The organism is Micromonospora rifamycinica (genome assembly GCF_900090265.1).
In the GTDB taxonomy this organism is placed as follows: Bacteria; Actinomycetota; Actinomycetes; order Mycobacteriales; family Micromonosporaceae; genus Micromonospora; species Micromonospora rifamycinica.
Map to the genome: position 1 here is coordinate 6,529,456 of NZ_LT607752.1, position 14,845 is coordinate 6,544,300.

The following is a 14,845-nucleotide window of genomic DNA, read 5'->3' on the forward strand; positions in this document are numbered from 1 at the left end:
CGCCCACCCGGCCGGGCGCATGGGCCTCGTCAGTGCCGGCGGACGGCCTCCTCGACCAGGTCCAGCACCGGCCCGAGGTCACCGGCGGGCCGCCCCATGGCCAGGTGCAGCACCAGCCCGTCGTACGCCAGCTCCAGGAACTGGGCCAGCACGTCGATGTCGATGTCCTCGCGGAGCACCCCGGCCTCGCGCTGCCGGACGAGCCGGTCCCGGGTCGCCTCGGCGATGGCGGCGGAGCGTTCCGCCCAGCGCCGGGCGAAGGCCGGGTCGGTGCGCAGCCGGCGGGACACCTCCAGCTGGCTGCCCAGCCACCCGGTGGTGTCCGGGGAGACCGCGCGGGCCAGCAGGTCCCGCATGACCTGCACCAGGCCGTTGCGGGCGACCGTGGAGACCATCACGGCGGCGTCGTCCTCGGCCACGGCGAGGAAGAGCGAGTCCTTGTCGCGGAAGTGGTGGAAGATGGCACCCCGGGACAGCCCGGTGGCCTCCTCCAGCCGGCGCACGGTGGCTCCCTCGTATCCGTGCCGGGCGAAACAGGCCCGAGCCGCGCCGAGGATCTCCTGCCGGCGCGCGTCGAGCTGGTCCTGACTTACTCTGGGCACGGGTCGATCGTCGCAGGTGACCCTCCGCAAGGCAAACCGTACGTACGGCTTGCTATTTGCCCGTCGCCCCGGCTGCAGGACGCCCGTCCGGTTAGGATCGGCCGATGCCGACAGCCCCGGTCACCTCCCCTTACCCACCCGCCGCCGGCTGCCCGACGGTCGTCGGCGGGTAGCTCGGCCCTGTCGGCGGCCGTCCCCTCTCCCGTAAGGTGCCTCAGTGCCGTTGCTCCTGCTCGACCTGGACAACACCCTGCTCGACCGGGCCGGGCCGTTCCGCGCCTGGGCCGAGGGTTTCCTGGCCGAGATCGGTGCCCCGGCGACCGACATCGACTGGCTGCTGTCCATCGACGCCGACGGCCTGACCGACCGGTGGGACATCGCCGACGCCATCCGGGACCGGTACGCGCTGCGCATCCCCTCCATCGACCTGGTCGAGGAGCTGTACGACGGGGTGGTCGGATACACCCGGCTGGACCCGCTGGTCGCCTGCGCGCTGCGGATCGCCGACGACGCCGGGTGGCTACCGGTGGTGGTCACCAACGGGTCGGTCCGGCTGGAGGACGCCAAGATCCGGCAGACCGGCCTGGACCGGTACGTCGCCGACTGGGTGATCTCCGAGGAGGCCGGGGTCAGCAAGCCCAACCCGCGGATCTTCGCGCTGGCCGCCCAGCGGGCCCGGCTGCCGCTGCGCGGCGCGTGGGTGGTGGGGGACAGCCCGGAGGCGGACATCGGTGGGGCCGCCGCGGTCGGTCTGCCCAGCGTCTGGCTGCACCGCGGGCGGAGCTGGACCGACACCCGGTTCGCCCCCACCCGTACCGTCGACTCGTTGATCGCGGCGGTCTCGGTGGTGCTGGCCGGCGGATAAATCGGTGGTGCCGGCCGGGTGGGTCCGTCAGCATGGGGCCACACGGACGTGCGTGGCCGGGCGGTGCCCGGTCGAGGAGAGGAGGTCGGTCATGACCGTCTTCGCAGGGTCGTACCACCTGCCTCCATCAGCCTCGATCAAGGGATCACCGACACCGTGCGTGACCACGACCTCCCGGCGCCGCAGCGCCGGGGCCGCGGCAAGAGCCGCTTCGACGACGACGAGACACCCTTCCTGACGTACGGCCGGCAGCCGGCCCGTACCGCCCCCGACGACGAGCCCGACCCGGCGGACCAGTGGTCCTCCTGGGGCGAGGCCGTCCACGGACCCGAACCCCACCCGCCGTGGCTGGTCACCGAGCTGGCCGCCCGGGACACCGACCTCGGGGTGCTCAAGACCGGCAAGGAGGCGGACGTCCACCTCGTCCGCCGGGCGGTGCCCGACACCGACCGGTCCTGCCTGCTGGCCGCCAAGCGGTACCGGGACGCCCAGCACCGGCTCTTCCACCGTGACGCCGGTTACCTGGAAGGCCGCCGGGTACGCCGGTCCCGGGAGAACCGGGCGATGGCCGGTCGGACGGCGTTCGGCCGGCAGCTGATCGCCGGCCAGTGGGCCGCGGCCGAGTTCGCCGCGCTGTCCCGGCTCTGGGAGATCGGTGCCGCATCCGGGCGGATCGCCGTGCCGTACCCGGTGCAACTGCTCGGCACCGAGCTGATGCTGGAGTTCGTCGGCGACCCCGACGAGGGGACCGCCGCGCCCCGGCTGGCCCAGGTACGGCCCGACCCGGCGCAGCTGCGCTCACTCTGGGCACAGCTCGTCGACGCCCTGGTGGTGCTGGCCCGCGCCGGCTACGCCCACGGCGACCTGTCGCCGTACAACCTGCTGGTGCGGGCGGGACAGCTCGTCGTGATCGACCTGCCGCAGGTGGTCGACGTGGTGGCCAACCCGCAGGGGCCGGAGTTCCTGGCCCGGGACGTCCGGGTGGTGGCCGCCTGGTTCACCGCCCGGGGGCTGCCCGCCGTCGACACCGACCCGGCCGAGCTGACCGCGATGCTGCTGCGGGAGGCGGGGGTGCGCTGACCGGGCGCCGCCCCGGACGACTCCCACCGTCCGGGGCGGCACCGGTGCTCACTGGAGGTAGCGCTCCACCTCCGACACCGGTCGGGCGCCCTGGGCCTCCGGGTCGCCGTGGGCCTCGCGGGCCGCCCGACGGCGACGCAGCAGGTCCCAGCACTGGTCCAGGGACTCCTCCAGCGCGTGCAGTCGTTCCCTGGCCTCGTCGTCGGTGCCGGACTCGTGGGCCTGGGCGGTCGACCGGAGCCGGTGCTCCTCGTCGACCAGTTCCGAGATCCGGTGCAGGATGGTCTTGTCGTCCATGTCCATGAGCGTGGCACAGCGGGGTCGGCTACGCCCGTGTTCAGGGTCGGCCGGCACCGGCCACGGGCGTCACCACCACCGCCGGAGCTGCGGCACCCGGCGCTGTCGCCATGATCAGCTGAGCTTGAGCGATGGTGGTACCGGCTGCTAGCGTGCGCCGGGTTCAGGTGTGCCGTGACGCGTCGGGCGTCCGGCGGCCACGGTCCGGCCCGGGGGCGGTGTGATGGGTTCCGGCAGCACGCGTCTGCGTACCAAAATCGTCGCCCTGCTCACCTCGCTCGTCGCGCTCTGGTCCTTCGCCGCCTGGGTCACCGTCCGGGACGGCTTCAACCTGCTCTGGGTCCAGACCCTCAACAGCCGGGTGGCCGACCCGGGGGAGGCGCTGCTCACCGCCCTCCAGGACGAGCGCCGGCTCGCCAACGCCTACCTGGGCGAGCGCGGCCAGCGGCAACTCGACGCGTTGACCACCCAGTGGCAGCGTACCGACCAGGTGGCCGACGACTTCGGCACCTCGGTGGGTAGCTGGCAGGCGGAGCTGGCCACCGGGGAGGACACCCGGCGTCGGGTGGACGAGGTGCTGACCGGCCTGAGTGGCCTGACCGGGGTACGCGAGTCGGTCCGCGACGCCGGGGTGAACCGGGCCGAGGCGTCCACCGCGTACACCGCGATCCTCGCCGCGGTGCTGCGGATGTACGGATCGCTCGGTCAGCTCGACGACGCGCGGATCGCCGCGGAGAGCGAGACCCTGGTCGACCTCTACCAGGTGCGGGAGCTGATCTCCCAACAGGATGCCCTGATCACCGGCGTGCTCGCGGCGGGCCGGATGACCGGCGACGAGTACGCCCGCTTCGCCCAGCTGGTCGGCGCCCAGCGTTACCAGACCGCGGAGGCGGCCGGCGAGCTGTCGCCGGCCGACCGGGTCCGGTACGACCAGCTCGCCGGCTCGGACGCGGTGGCCCGGTTCCGGGTGCTGGAGGACCGGGTGATCCAGCAGTCCCGGTCGGGCACCGCCCTGCCGTTGACCGCCGAGGAGTGGCAGTCGACCGTCGGGCCGGCGATGCAGGCCCAGGTGGAATTCGGGGTGACCGTCGGCGACGCGCTCATCGAGCAGGCCACCCCGATCGCGGTGGGCGTCATCATCCGGCTGGTGCTCGCCGCCGGCCTCGGCCTGATCGCCGTGATCGCCTCCATCGTGGTGTCGATCAGCACCGCCCGGAACCTGGTTCGTCAGCTCGCCCGGCTGCGGGACGCCGCGCTGCGGCTGGCCCACGAACGGCTGCCCGGCGTGGTGGACCGGCTCGGCCACGGCGAGGACGTCGACGTGGCCCGGGAGGCCCCGCCGCTGGACTTCGGCGACGACGAGATCGGCCAGCTCGGCCGGGCCTTCAACGCCGTCCAGGAGACCGCGGTCCGCACCGCGGTGGAGCAGGCCGAGCTGCGCCGCAACGTCCGGGCGGTGTTCCTCAGCCTGGCCCGGCGGACCCAGGCGCTGGTGCACCGCCAGCTCACCCTGCTCGACGCGATGGAGCGACGGGAGGACGACGCGGAGGAGCTGGAGGACCTGTTCCGGGTCGACCACCTGGCCACCCGGATGCGGCGCAACGCGGAGAACCTGATCGTGCTCTCCGGGGCCACCCCGGGCCGGGCCTGGCGGCGCAACGTGCCCATGGTGGACGTGGTGCGCGGCGCGGTCGCCGAGGTCGAGGACTACACCCGGGTGGACGTGCTGCCGCTCGGGCCGGTCGCGCTCGCCGGCCGGGCGGTCGGCGACGTGATCCACCTGCTCGCCGAGCTGATCGAGAACGGACTGTCCTTCTCCCCGCCGCAGACCACCGTCGAGGTGCGGGGCCGGTTGGTGACCGCCGGGTTCGTCATCGAGATCGAGGACCGGGGCCTGGGCCTGACCGGGGAGGAGCTGGTCGCCGCCAACCGCCGTATCGCGGACCGGTCCGAGCTGAACCTGGCCGACGCCGCCCGGCTGGGGCTGTACGTGGTGAGCCGGCTGACCGAGCGGCACGGGGTGAAGGTGCAGCTCAAGGAGTCGGCCTACGGGGGGACCACCGCCGTGGTGCTGATCCCGGCGGAGCTGGTCGTGCCGGCGGACCCGAGCCCGTCCGGCGCGCTGCCGGTCGTCACCGGCCGTCCGGCCGCCCCTGAACCCCCGGCCGCCCCGGCCACCGCCGCCCCGGCCCCGGCCCCGGCAGCTCCGGCCCCGACTGTGGCCGCCCCGGCCCCGACCGCCGCCGCCCCCGCCGCCGCGCCGCCGGTGGCTCCGGTCGCGACGCCGCCGACCGGGGTGCTGAGCCCGGCGGGTCTGCCGACCCGGTCCCGCAAGCGGCCGGTCTCGCAGGACGCCCTGCACGCGCCGACCGTCCCGACCGGCCTGCCGGTGACCCGCCCCCGTCCGCACACCCCGGCCGACCAGCCGACCCCCGACGGGCCGACGGCGGACGACGGTGACCGTCCGCCGTCGCCTACTGTGGAGGGGCCGGTGACCGACGCGGGCCTGCCGGTCCGGGTACGACAGGCCAACCTGGCCCCCGAGCTGCGGACCCTGCCGACCGGCGGGGAGGCCGGGGCCGGTGGCGCGGTCCGGCGGGCACCCGAGCAGGTGCGCCAGATGATGAGCGCCTACCAGTCGGGCACCCGGCGGGGGCGGACCGACGCGGCCCGGCTGCTGGAGGGCAGCCGCACCGGCGACCGGTCGGACGACGGAGACGACGCGGCGACCTGACGGCGTCGCGGCCGACGCGGCGACGTGACGGCGTCGCGGCCGACGCGGCGACGTGACGGCGTCGCGGCCGACGCGGCGCCGACGACGGGTACGACAACCGAGCACGGCGGAACCGCCGGGGAAGAGGACGACGAGTGGGGCAGACGACGGCATCGGGTGCCGACCTGACGTGGTTGCTGGACGATCTGGTCGGCCGGGTGAAGCAGGCCGAGCACGCTGTCGCGCTCTCCACCGACGGCCTGCTGATGGCCGCGTCCCAGGGCATGGGTCGGGACGACGGGGAACACCTCGCCGCGATGGCCGCCGGCATCCAGAGCCTGGCCCGGGGAGCCGGCAAGCGGTTCGGTGGCGGGCAGGTCCAGCAGACCATCATCGAGATGGAGTCCTCGTTCCTCTTTGTCACCGCGGCCGGGCCGAACGCCTGCCTGGCGGTGCTGGCCGGCACGGACGCCGACGTCGGCCTGATCGCGTACGAGATGGCGATGCTGGTGGTCCGGGTGGGCAAGTACGTGGCGTCGCCGGCCCGGGGCGCCGACCAGCCCTCCGGTGGGAACTGACCGCGATGGCCGGTGAGGGCGACACCGAGGACGAGCGGTGGGTCGACGAGCACGCGGGTCCGGTGGTGCGCCCGTACGCGGTGACCCGGGGTCGGGCCCGCCCGGTGACCGGCTCGTTCGACCTGATCTCCCTGGTCACGGCGACCCGGACGACGGTCGTCGAGGAGGGCGGGCTGGGGCCCGAGCACGTGGCGATAGTGGCGCTGACCCAGCACATCCAGTCGGTGGCCGAGGTCGCCGCCCGGCTGGACCTGCCGGTGGGTACCGTTCGGGTGCTCCTCGGTGACCTGGTGGCGCGGGACCTGGTTCGGGTACAGGAGCCCCGGGAGCCGTCCGGTGTGAAGGACGAGAGCATCTACGAGGCGGTGATCAATGGACTACGGGCACTCTGAACGTCCGGCGGGGGCGCGGGTGCTGCCCACCGCGCTCAAGGTTCTGGTGGCGGGCGGGTTCGGGGCGGGCAAGACGACACTGGTCGGTGCGGTGAGCGAGAGCCGTCCACTGCGGACCGAGGAGGTGCTGACCGAGACCGGCATCGGCGTCGACGACCTGTCCGGAGTGGAACGCAAGAGCACCACCACGGTGGCGATGGACTTCGGCCGGATCACCATCAGCGACGACCTGGTGCTCTACGTCTTCGGCACGCCGGGGCAGGACCGCTTCTGGTTCCTCTGGGACGAGCTGGCGGTGGGCGCGCTCGGCGCGGTGGTGCTCGCCGACACCCGGCGACTGGCCGACTGTTTCCCCTCGATCGACTACTTCGAGGGGCGGGGCACGCCGTTCGTGGTGGCGGTGAACTGCTTCGAGGGTGCCCGACGGTTCGGCCTGGACGAGGTGCGTACCGCGCTGGACCTGGACCCGGAGGTGCCGCTGCTGCTCTGCGACGCCCGGCTGCGGGAGTCCGGCCGGGACGTGCTGATCACCCTGTTGGAGCACGCGATGAAGACCCGGGACTCCCGACGTCGCCCGGCCGGCGGTCACTGACCCGACCCGTCCGGCGGCCACCGTGCCGAAACGGGCCTCTCCCCCCCGCGGGGGGAGAGGCCCGTTTCCACGCCGTGGATCAGCTCGCGATCATGCGACGCAGCACGTACTGCAGGATGCCGCCGTGCCGGTAGTAGTCCGCCTCACCGGGGGTGTCGATCCGGACCACGGCGTCGAACTCCACGCCGGTGTCGGTGCTGACCCGCACCGTACGCGGGGTGTCGCCGTCGTTGAGCGCGGTCACCCCGGTGACGGAGAAGGTCTCCGTGCCGGTGAGCCCGAGCGACTCGGCGGTGGTGTCCACCGGGAACTGCAACGGCAGCACACCCATGCCGATCAGGTTGGACCGGTGGATCCGCTCGTACGACTCGGCGATGACCGCCTTGACGCCCAGCAGCATGGTGCCCTTGGCCGCCCAGTCCCGCGACGAGCCGGAGCCGTACTCCTTGCCGGCCAGGATGACCAGCGGCACGCCGGCGGCCTGGTAGGCGGTGGAGGCGTCGTAGATGGTGGTCTGCTCGCCGGTCAGGTGGTTGACGGTGAAGCCGCCCTCGGGGAGCGCGGCTCCCGCGTCGGGAAGTCGCAGCTGGTTACGCAGCCGGATGTTGGCGAAGGTGCCCCGGATCATCACCTCGTGGTTGCCCCGACGCGAGCCGTACGAGTTGAACTCGTGGCGCGGCACGCCGTGCTCGGCGAGGTAGTGGCCGGCGGGGGAGTCGGCCTTGATCGCGCCGGCCGGGGAGATGTGGTCGGTGGTCACCGAGTCGCCCAGCTTGGCCAGCACCCGGGCACCGGCGATGTCGACGACCGGGCTCGGCTCCTGCTGCATCCCCTCGAAGTACGGGGGCTTGCGGACGTAGGTGGAGTCGTCCGCCCAGGCGAAGGTGTCGCCGGTCGGGGTGGGCAGCGACTGCCAGCGCTCGTCCCCGGCGAACACGTCGGCGTAGGCGGCGCTGAACCCGGTCGCGCCGATCGCCTGGGCGATGACGTCCTGGATCTCGGCGCTGTTGGGCCAGATGTCGCGCAGGTAGACCGGCTCGCCCTGGGCGTCCTCGCCGAGCGGCTCGTTGGCCAGGTCGATGTCCATCGTGCCGGCCAGCGCGTACGCCACCACCAACGGCGGGGACGCCAGGTAGTTCATCTTGACGTCCGGGTTGATCCGGCCCTCGAAGTTCCGGTTGCCGGACAGCACCGACACGACGGCCAGGTCGTTCTCGTTGACCGCGGCGGAGACCTCCTCCGGCAGCGGGCCGGAGTTGCCGATGCAGGTGGTGCAGCCGTAGCCGACCAGGTTGAAGCCGAGCTTGTCGAGGTAGGGGGTGAGCCCGGCCCGCTCGTAGTAGTCCATGACGACCTTGGAGCCGGGGGCGAGCGTGGTCTTGACCCACGGCTTGCGGCTCAGGCCCTTGTCGACGGCGTTACGGGCCAGCAGCGCGGCCCCGATCATCACCTGCGGGTTGGAGGTGTTGGTGCAGGAGGTGATCGCGGCGATCACCACCGCGCCGTGGTCCAGCTCGTACTCCACCCCGTCGCTGCCGGTGACCCGGACCGGGTTGCTGGCCCGGCCGCCGGCACCGACGGCGGCGGTCTCCAGGTCGCGCGGCTCGTCGGCCGGGTCGCTGAACTGGTTGGCCGGCGGGTCGCTGGCCGGGAACGACTCGGCGCTGGCCTCGTCGGCCGGGCCGTTCGCGCCCCGGGGGAGCTGCTCGCGGGCCACACCGGGCTTGAGGTCGCGCTCACCGGCGGAGTCGTCGGCGACGTAGTCGGTCAGCGCCGAGCGGAACAGCGTCTTGGCGGCCCCGAGCGGCACCCGGTCCTGCGGGCGCTTCGGCCCGGCCAGGGACGGCTCGATGGTGCCCAGGTCCAGCTCCAGGCGCTCGGAGTACGCCGGCTCGTGGTCCGGGTCGTGCCAGAGCCCCTGCTCCTTGGCGTACGCCTCGACCAGCGCGACCTGGGCGGCGTCCCGGCCGGTCAGCTCCAGGTAGCGGACGGTCTCGGCGTCGATCGGGAAGATCGCGACGGTGGAGCCGTACTCGGGGGACATGTTGCCGATGGTGGCCCGGTTGGCCAGCGGCACGGCGCTGACGCCGGGGCCGTAGAACTCGACGAACTTGCCGACCACGCCGTGCTTGCGCAGCATCTCGGTGATGGTGAGCACCAGGTCGGTGGCGGTGGTGCCGGCCGGCATCTCGCCGGACAGCTTGAAGCCGACGACCCGGGGGATCAGCATGCTGACCGGCTGGCCGAGCATCGCGGCCTCGGCCTCGATGCCGCCGACGCCCCAGCCGAGCACGCCCAGGCCGTTGACCATGGTGGTGTGCGAGTCGGTGCCGACGACGGTGTCCGGGTACGCCTGACCGTTGCGTTCCATGATCGTCCGGGCCAGGTACTCGATGTTGACCTGGTGCACGATGCCGGTGCCGGGCGGGACGACCTTGAACTCGTTGAACGCGCTCTGGCCCCAGCGCAGGAACTGGTAGCGCTCCCTGTTGCGCTCGTACTCCAGCTCGACGTTGCGGGCGAAGGCGTCCTCCCGGCCGAACAGGTCGGCGATGACCGAGTGGTCGATGACCAGCTCGGCCGGCGCGAGCGGGTTGACCTTGGTGGCGTCGCCGCCCAGCTCGCGGACCGCCTCGCGCATGGTGGCCAGGTCGACCACGCACGGTACGCCGGTGAAGTCCTGCATCAGCACCCGCGCCGGGGTGAACTGGATCTCCACGCTCGGGTCGGCGGTGGGATCCCACGCGCCGAGCTGGGAGATGTGGTCGGCGGTGATGTTCGCGCCGTCCTCGGTCCGCAGCAGGTTCTCCAGCAGGATCTTCAAGCTGTAGGGCAGTCTGTCGTGCCCCGGCACCTGGCTGATCCTGAAAATCTCGTAGCTCGCGTCTCCGACGCGTAGCTGGGTCTTCGCACCGAAGGTGTCGAGGCTCGCCACGTCGTACTCCTTCACACCAGCGACCGTGAGTAGTCCTGAGCAGTCTGTCGCACCGGGCGGAACGCCGCCCAGGTTAGGTAACACTTACCACCGATTCGTCGGCTTCAACAAAACCGTACGTCCGTCTTGCTATTCACGCAACCTCGTGCCAGGGTTCGGGACGGGCGGCGGACGTGGCCGTGTCGGACCCGGCCGCTACCGTGTGCCGATGGTGTCGGTCAAGCAGGTCCAGGTCACCTTCGACTGCGCCGAGCCCGAACGGGTCGCCCGCTTCTGGTGCGCGGTGCTCGGTTACGTCGTCCCACCACCGCCGCCGGGGTTCGCCGACTGGGGCGCGTTCGACAGTGCCCTGCCGCCCGAACGGCAGGGCTCGGCGTTCGCCTGCGTCGACCCCACCGGCACGGGCCCACGACTGTTCTTCCAGCGCGTGCCCGAGGGCAAGGTGGTCAAGAACCGGCTGCACCTCGACGTGCGGGTCGGCACCGGGCTGGTCGGCGAGGAGCGGGTGGCCGCGCTGGAGGCCGAGTGCGCCCGGCTGGTCGCCCTCGGCGCGACCCGGGTACGCCTGCTGACCGCCGACGGGTTCAACGAGTCGTGCCTGGTGATGCAGGACGTCGAGGGCAACGAGTTCTGCCTCGACTGAGCCACCAGCGCCGCGCCGCACTATCGTTTCCGCCGTGCACATCCGTTTCGACGTCCCGGCCGACCCCGCCTACCCGGGGCGGGTGGCGGCCGCGCTCAGCAGCGTCCGGCTGCGCCGGTTCAGCCTCATCGGCGCGGCGCTGGCGGCGGCCGGTGCGGCCGGCCTGCTCGTCTCCTGGGGCGACCGGTTCTCGTCGCTGTGGCTGGTACTGCTCGTGGGCGGGCTGTTGTCGATGCTCTACGCACCCTGGGTGCGCTGGCGGGCCCGACGTCGCTCCGACGACTACGCGGTCGAGGGCGGCTACGACATCACCGACGACAACATCATGATGCGCAGCGGCTCGGAGTCCGGCGGCATCGCCTGGGACGGGGTGGCGCAGGTGCGCGAGGTCGGCGACTTCTGGATCGTGTACGTGGGCCGGATGCCGGCGACGGTGATCCCCCGCTGGCTGATGTCCGCCGGGGACGCCGAGACGCTGCGTGCCTTCATGGCCGCCCGCGGTCTGCTCGCGGCCGACTGAGCCGTACCCCCCCCGGCCGCAGTCGCCCCACCCGGTCCGCCCGGCGCGGGTAGGGTTCGAGGCCGGGTCGGAAGGGGTGCGTAGTGGTCGACGTTCAGCACTGGCTCGTAGCGCTTCCTCCGGGCGTGGTCTACCTGATCGTCGCCGGGGTGATCGGCGTCGAGAGCATGGGTGTCCCGTTGCCCGGCGAGATCGTGCTGGTCAGCTCTGCACTGTTGGCCGCCACCGGGGTGGTCGAGCCGCACTGGGTCGCCTCGGCGGCGGCGTTCGGCGCGATCGTCGGGGACTCCGTCGGCTACGCGGTGGGTCGCCGGGGCGGCCGTCCGCTGCTGGCCCGGCTGGGTCGGCGTTTCCCGAAGCACCTGGGTCCGGCGCAGCTCGCCCGCGCCGAGCAGAGCTTCGCCCGGCACGGTGTCTGGGCGGTCTTCTTCGGCCGGTTCGTGGCCCTGCTGCGCATCCTGGCCGGGCCGCTGGCGGGCGCGCTGCACGTGCCGTACCGGCGGTTCCTGGTGGCCAACGCGGCCGGCGGGCTGGTCTGGGCCTTCGGCACGACCTACCTGCTCTACAGCCTCGGGCGGGCGGCCGAGCACTGGCTCAAGGACATCTCCTGGGCGGGCCTGGTGCTGGCCGTGCTCGGCGGGCTGGTCAGCACCTGGTGGCTGCGCCGCCGCGCCCGCCGCCTGGAGTCGGCGACGACCACCGGCGAGGCGGAACCGGTGGCGGCCGGCACCGACCGCTGAACCCCGCGCCGGGCCGGCACCGACCGTTGAACCGCGCCGGGCCGGGCGCGGGGGCCGGGCGCACCCGACGACGATCGGGCCGCCCCCGGGTGGGGACGGCCCGATCGGTGTACGGGGTCAGGACGAGTAACCGCGGGTGGCGATCCAGTCGGCGAGGTTGTCCACGCTCATCCGGTAGGACGCGGTGTCCGGGTTGGCCGAGTCACCGATGGTCACGGTCTTCCCACCGTCGCGGTAGCCGATGACGCTGATGTAGTGGCCGCCCTCGAAGGAGTGGGCGTTGCCGTCGGTGTCCACGGCGGTGCCGGCGATGTTGGCCACCACGGCCCGGCCGTCGTCGACGGCACGCACGATGTCGGCGCGCAGCTCGTCGGTCTGCTTGTCGTCGGCCTTGGTGCTGCGGATCTCGGTGCTCTCGTACGCCTTGCGGCCGGTCTCCTTGTTCAGCACCGGGGTGATGTCGTTGATGCTGTCGGTGCCGTCCTCGGTGGTCCGCATCTCCTTGGCCATGGCGTCGACGTCGATCTTCTTGCCCTGGACGGACAGGGCGTTGCGGGTCGCGGCGGGGCCGCAGTAGTAGAAGTTCGGCTGCGCCTGGTAGTCCATCGTCAGCTCACGCTCGCCAGCGGGCCGGCGCTCGGCCTGCACCGAGGCGGGGGCGGTGGTGCGGGCCTCGGCGGCGTAGGCGGCGGTCAGCGGGCCGGCGATGGCGCCGGTGGTGAAGGCGAGGCCGGCAGCGGTCAGGGCGGTCTTGCGGATCAGATCGGTACGCATGGTCGCGTGCTCCTCTGCATTCGGGGGTGTGGCGGACGCCCACCGGGGGCGGGGCGTCGCCGGAAGTTCGGCGGGATCGCCCGGCGATCGGGGGGACCTGCTCGGGCGTCCGGGGGTAGATAACCGTCCCGGTGGCGACCGCATTCCGCGATCGGGGTTCCGGGGCCGTCCCCGCGGCTGGGGGAGTGGCGGTGGTATGCCAGATACAACGCCCCGCCCCCGGCGGCGATTCCGCCGTGCGGGTGGCCCCGGCCACGGGACGATCGGGCACGAACGGGTTTGTCCGGGGCCGGACCTCAGGCCGGAACCGGACGTCCGGGCGGCTACCGGACCCGGTGCGGTGGGTGACGGATCAGGCTCAGTCGGCGCGGATCAGGTCGATCACCGCGTCCCGGGCCGCCCGGACGGCGTCGCGGGACTGCTCCGTGTGGTCCAGGATGTCGAAGGCGTGCTGGCCGTCCGGCACCTCCACCAGGCGCACCGGTCGACCGACCCGGTCGGCGGCGTCGAGGAACGCCGCGATGCCGGCCAGCAACCCGGGGAGCTGGTCCTGCCCGGCCCGGGTCAGCACCACCGGCGTGGTCGAGCCGGCACCGAGGGCGTCGACCGGCAGGAACCGGGGCGGCACCTCCCAGCCGGGCAGCGGGACGAGCAGCGGATAGGTCAACGCGATCCCCCGCACCCAGGCCGGCGCGGCGCGTAGCCAGTCGGCCGACAGCAGGCTCCCGCCGGAGAAGAACCAGAGCACCACCCGTTGCGGGTCGACCCGGGGATCGGCCCGGACGGTCTCGACCAGGCCGGCGATGTCGTCGGCGGTGGCGGGCAGCGCGGCCAGGTCGGTCACCCGGTAGCTGAGCAGGGCGGCGACCAGGCCCTGCTCGGCGAGGAGCGCCCCGTAGCCCCGGTAGAGCAGCCAGTCCCGGGGGTCCGGCGCGCCCGGCGGCAGCGGAGCGCCGTGCACCACGACCACCACGGGGTGCGGGCCGGGGCCGGCCGGCAGGTGCAGGTCGACCCGGCCGTGCCGCTCCACCGGCGCCGTGGGCGGTGACAACACGAAGGGTTGCTGCTCGACCGCGTTTTCCATGCCGGGGAGCCTAACCGTCCACGGCCCGTCCGACCGCCCCGTCGGGACCACCGTGGACACTGCGGGCGGTCGACCGGTCACCGACCGCCCCGGGACGGTCAGGCCGGGTCGTCGCCGGACCTCGCGGCCTGGGCGTGCCGCTCGCGCAGCCGGTCCCGGATCTCCTCCGGGGTGTACGCGCGACGCCGCCGTTCGGCGCGGGCGACGACCACCCCGGTCGCGGCGACCCCCGCGAGACCCGCCAGGCCGAGGACCTTCCACCACTGCATCCGTTGCCGCATCGGCCTAGGGTAGACGCTCATGAGCATCAGCCTGGACGAGGCCGTCGACCTGACCCGTACCGGTGACGTGTGGGTGTTCCGGGGCCGCAGCGTGCCGGACCGGGCCATCCAGTTCACCACCAACAGCCCCGTCAACCACGTCGGCATGGCGGTGGTGCTGGACGACATGCCGCCGCTGATGTGGCACGCCGAGCTGGGGCGGTCGCTGCGGGACATGTGGACCGGCACCCACCAGCGCGGTGTGCAGCTGCACGACCTGCGGGACGCAGTCTGCGTCTGGGCCAACCGGTACGGCCAGCGGGCCTGGCTGCGCCAGCTCGAACCGTCGGCCGACCCGGCGATGGAGCAGGCGGTGCTGCGGACGGTGGCCCGGCTCGACGGCACCCCGTTCCCGTCCACCGCCCAGCTGGCCCTGCGGTGGGCCAGGGGACGGGTGCCGCACCTGCGACTGCCGGTGCCGGGTCGACGGGACCGGGGCGACGGGCGGGCCGAGCGGCCGGTCGGGGACCGCGCGCTGGAGACCGCGTACTGCGCCGAGGTGGTGGCGGTGACCTACGAGGCGATGGGGTTGCTGCCGGCCGGTCGTCGACCGAACTGGTACGACCCCGGCCGGTTCTGGAGCGGTGACGACCTCGACCTGACCGGTGACGCGCGGCTCGGCGTGGAGATCGAGGTGCACGTCCCGCCCCGCTGAGGCCCGCCGGTGGCGGGAGGCCCGTCGGTGGCGGGAGGTCCGTCGGTGGCGGGAG

General features: G+C 73.2%; 16 protein-coding genes. 10 read left to right on the forward strand and 6 right to left on the reverse strand.

What is annotated here, in order from left to right; all coding sequences use genetic code 11:
• Positions 1 to 29 precede the first annotated feature (29 nt).
• On the reverse strand, positions 30 to 602 hold the full coding sequence (locus GA0070623_RS27725; protein WP_067304319.1) for a TetR/AcrR family transcriptional regulator: 573 nt from the start codon (positions 600 to 602) through the stop codon (positions 30 to 32).
• Positions 603 to 819: 217 nt separating this feature from the next.
• On the opposite strand from GA0070623_RS27725, the gene GA0070623_RS27730 reads away from it, so the two are divergent.
• Both GA0070623_RS27730 and GA0070623_RS27735 read left to right on the forward strand, forming a co-directional pair.
• Positions 820 to 1,467 carry an HAD family hydrolase gene (locus GA0070623_RS27730; RefSeq protein ID WP_067304316.1) on the forward strand — a complete coding sequence of 216 codons (648 nt, stop codon included), beginning with the start codon at positions 820 to 822 and terminating at the stop codon, positions 1,465 to 1,467.
• A 156-nt stretch (positions 1,468 to 1,623) separates the two neighbouring features.
• Complete coding sequence (locus tag GA0070623_RS27735; RefSeq protein ID WP_067304314.1) at positions 1,624 to 2,547, forward strand: serine protein kinase RIO; 924 nt, start codon at positions 1,624 to 1,626, stop codon at positions 2,545 to 2,547.
• A 48-nt stretch (positions 2,548 to 2,595) separates the two neighbouring features.
• On the opposite strand, the gene GA0070623_RS27740 is transcribed toward GA0070623_RS27735, so the two are convergent.
• Positions 2,596 to 2,850 carry a DUF2630 family protein gene (locus tag GA0070623_RS27740; protein ID WP_172898470.1) on the reverse strand — a complete coding sequence of 85 codons (255 nt, stop codon included), beginning with the start codon at positions 2,848 to 2,850 and terminating at the stop codon, positions 2,596 to 2,598.
• Between the two features lie 217 nt (positions 2,851 to 3,067).
• Here GA0070623_RS27740 and GA0070623_RS27745 point away from each other — a divergent pair, with 217 nt between their 5' ends.
• The 4 genes from GA0070623_RS27745 to GA0070623_RS27760 all read left to right on the forward strand — a co-directional run bounded on the left by GA0070623_RS27745 (position 3,068) and on the right by GA0070623_RS27760 (position 7,119).
• Positions 3,068 to 5,578: a sensor histidine kinase gene (locus tag GA0070623_RS27745; RefSeq protein WP_089004201.1), complete on the forward strand. Its 2,511-nt coding sequence runs from the start codon at positions 3,068 to 3,070 to the stop codon at positions 5,576 to 5,578.
• Between the two features lie 134 nt (positions 5,579 to 5,712).
• Positions 5,713 to 6,135 (forward strand): roadblock/LC7 domain-containing protein, encoded by a 423-nt coding sequence (locus GA0070623_RS27750; protein WP_067311052.1) that lies wholly within the window; start codon positions 5,713 to 5,715, stop codon positions 6,133 to 6,135.
• A gap of 5 nt (positions 6,136 to 6,140) precedes the next feature.
• Positions 6,141 to 6,527: a DUF742 domain-containing protein gene (locus tag GA0070623_RS27755; protein WP_067311056.1), complete on the forward strand. Its 387-nt coding sequence runs from the start codon at positions 6,141 to 6,143 to the stop codon at positions 6,525 to 6,527.
• On the forward strand, positions 6,508 to 7,119 hold the full coding sequence (locus GA0070623_RS27760; protein ID WP_067311059.1) for a GTP-binding protein: 612 nt from the start codon (positions 6,508 to 6,510) through the stop codon (positions 7,117 to 7,119). The genes GA0070623_RS27755 and GA0070623_RS27760 overlap by 20 nt, the downstream gene beginning before the upstream one ends.
• 79 nt (positions 7,120 to 7,198) lie before the next feature.
• Here the strand turns inward: GA0070623_RS27760 and GA0070623_RS27765 are convergent, their stop codons facing one another.
• Positions 7,199 to 10,069, reverse strand: coding sequence for an aconitate hydratase (locus tag GA0070623_RS27765; RefSeq protein ID WP_067311062.1), 2,871 nt, complete (start codon positions 10,067 to 10,069; stop codon positions 7,199 to 7,201).
• A gap of 193 nt (positions 10,070 to 10,262) precedes the next feature.
• On the opposite strand from GA0070623_RS27765, the gene GA0070623_RS27770 reads away from it, so the two are divergent.
• The 3 genes from GA0070623_RS27770 (at position 10,263) to GA0070623_RS27780 (ending at position 11,957) form a co-directional block, all read left to right on the forward strand.
• Positions 10,263 to 10,697 carry a VOC family protein gene (locus GA0070623_RS27770; RefSeq protein ID WP_067311105.1) on the forward strand — a complete coding sequence of 145 codons (435 nt, stop codon included), beginning with the start codon at positions 10,263 to 10,265 and terminating at the stop codon, positions 10,695 to 10,697.
• A 34-nt stretch (positions 10,698 to 10,731) separates the two neighbouring features.
• On the forward strand, positions 10,732 to 11,217 hold the full coding sequence (locus GA0070623_RS27775) for a YcxB family protein (RefSeq protein ID WP_067311065.1): 486 nt from the start codon (positions 10,732 to 10,734) through the stop codon (positions 11,215 to 11,217).
• Between the two features lie 83 nt (positions 11,218 to 11,300).
• Entirely contained in the window at positions 11,301 to 11,957 is a 657-nt protein-coding gene (locus GA0070623_RS27780; RefSeq protein WP_067311069.1) for a DedA family protein, read from the forward strand.
• 117 nt (positions 11,958 to 12,074) lie between these two features.
• On the opposite strand, the gene GA0070623_RS27785 is transcribed toward GA0070623_RS27780, so the two are convergent.
• From GA0070623_RS27785 to GA0070623_RS27795, 3 genes are all read right to left on the reverse strand, one after another.
• Entirely contained in the window at positions 12,075 to 12,731 is a 657-nt protein-coding gene (locus GA0070623_RS27785) for a C39 family peptidase (protein WP_067311073.1), read from the reverse strand.
• A 358-nt stretch (positions 12,732 to 13,089) separates the two neighbouring features.
• A complete protein-coding gene (locus GA0070623_RS27790) occupies positions 13,090 to 13,815 on the reverse strand; it encodes an alpha/beta hydrolase (protein WP_067311076.1) in 726 nt (241 codons plus the stop codon).
• A 98-nt stretch (positions 13,816 to 13,913) separates the two neighbouring features.
• Positions 13,914 to 14,096, reverse strand: a complete 183-nt coding sequence (locus tag GA0070623_RS27795) for a hypothetical protein (RefSeq protein ID WP_067311079.1) — start codon at positions 14,094 to 14,096, stop codon at positions 13,914 to 13,916.
• A gap of 19 nt (positions 14,097 to 14,115) precedes the next feature.
• Between GA0070623_RS27795 and GA0070623_RS27800 the strand changes: the two genes are divergently transcribed.
• Entirely contained in the window at positions 14,116 to 14,790 is a 675-nt protein-coding gene (locus GA0070623_RS27800) for a hypothetical protein (protein WP_067311083.1), read from the forward strand.
• The last annotated feature ends 55 nt before the right edge of the window (positions 14,791 to 14,845 follow it).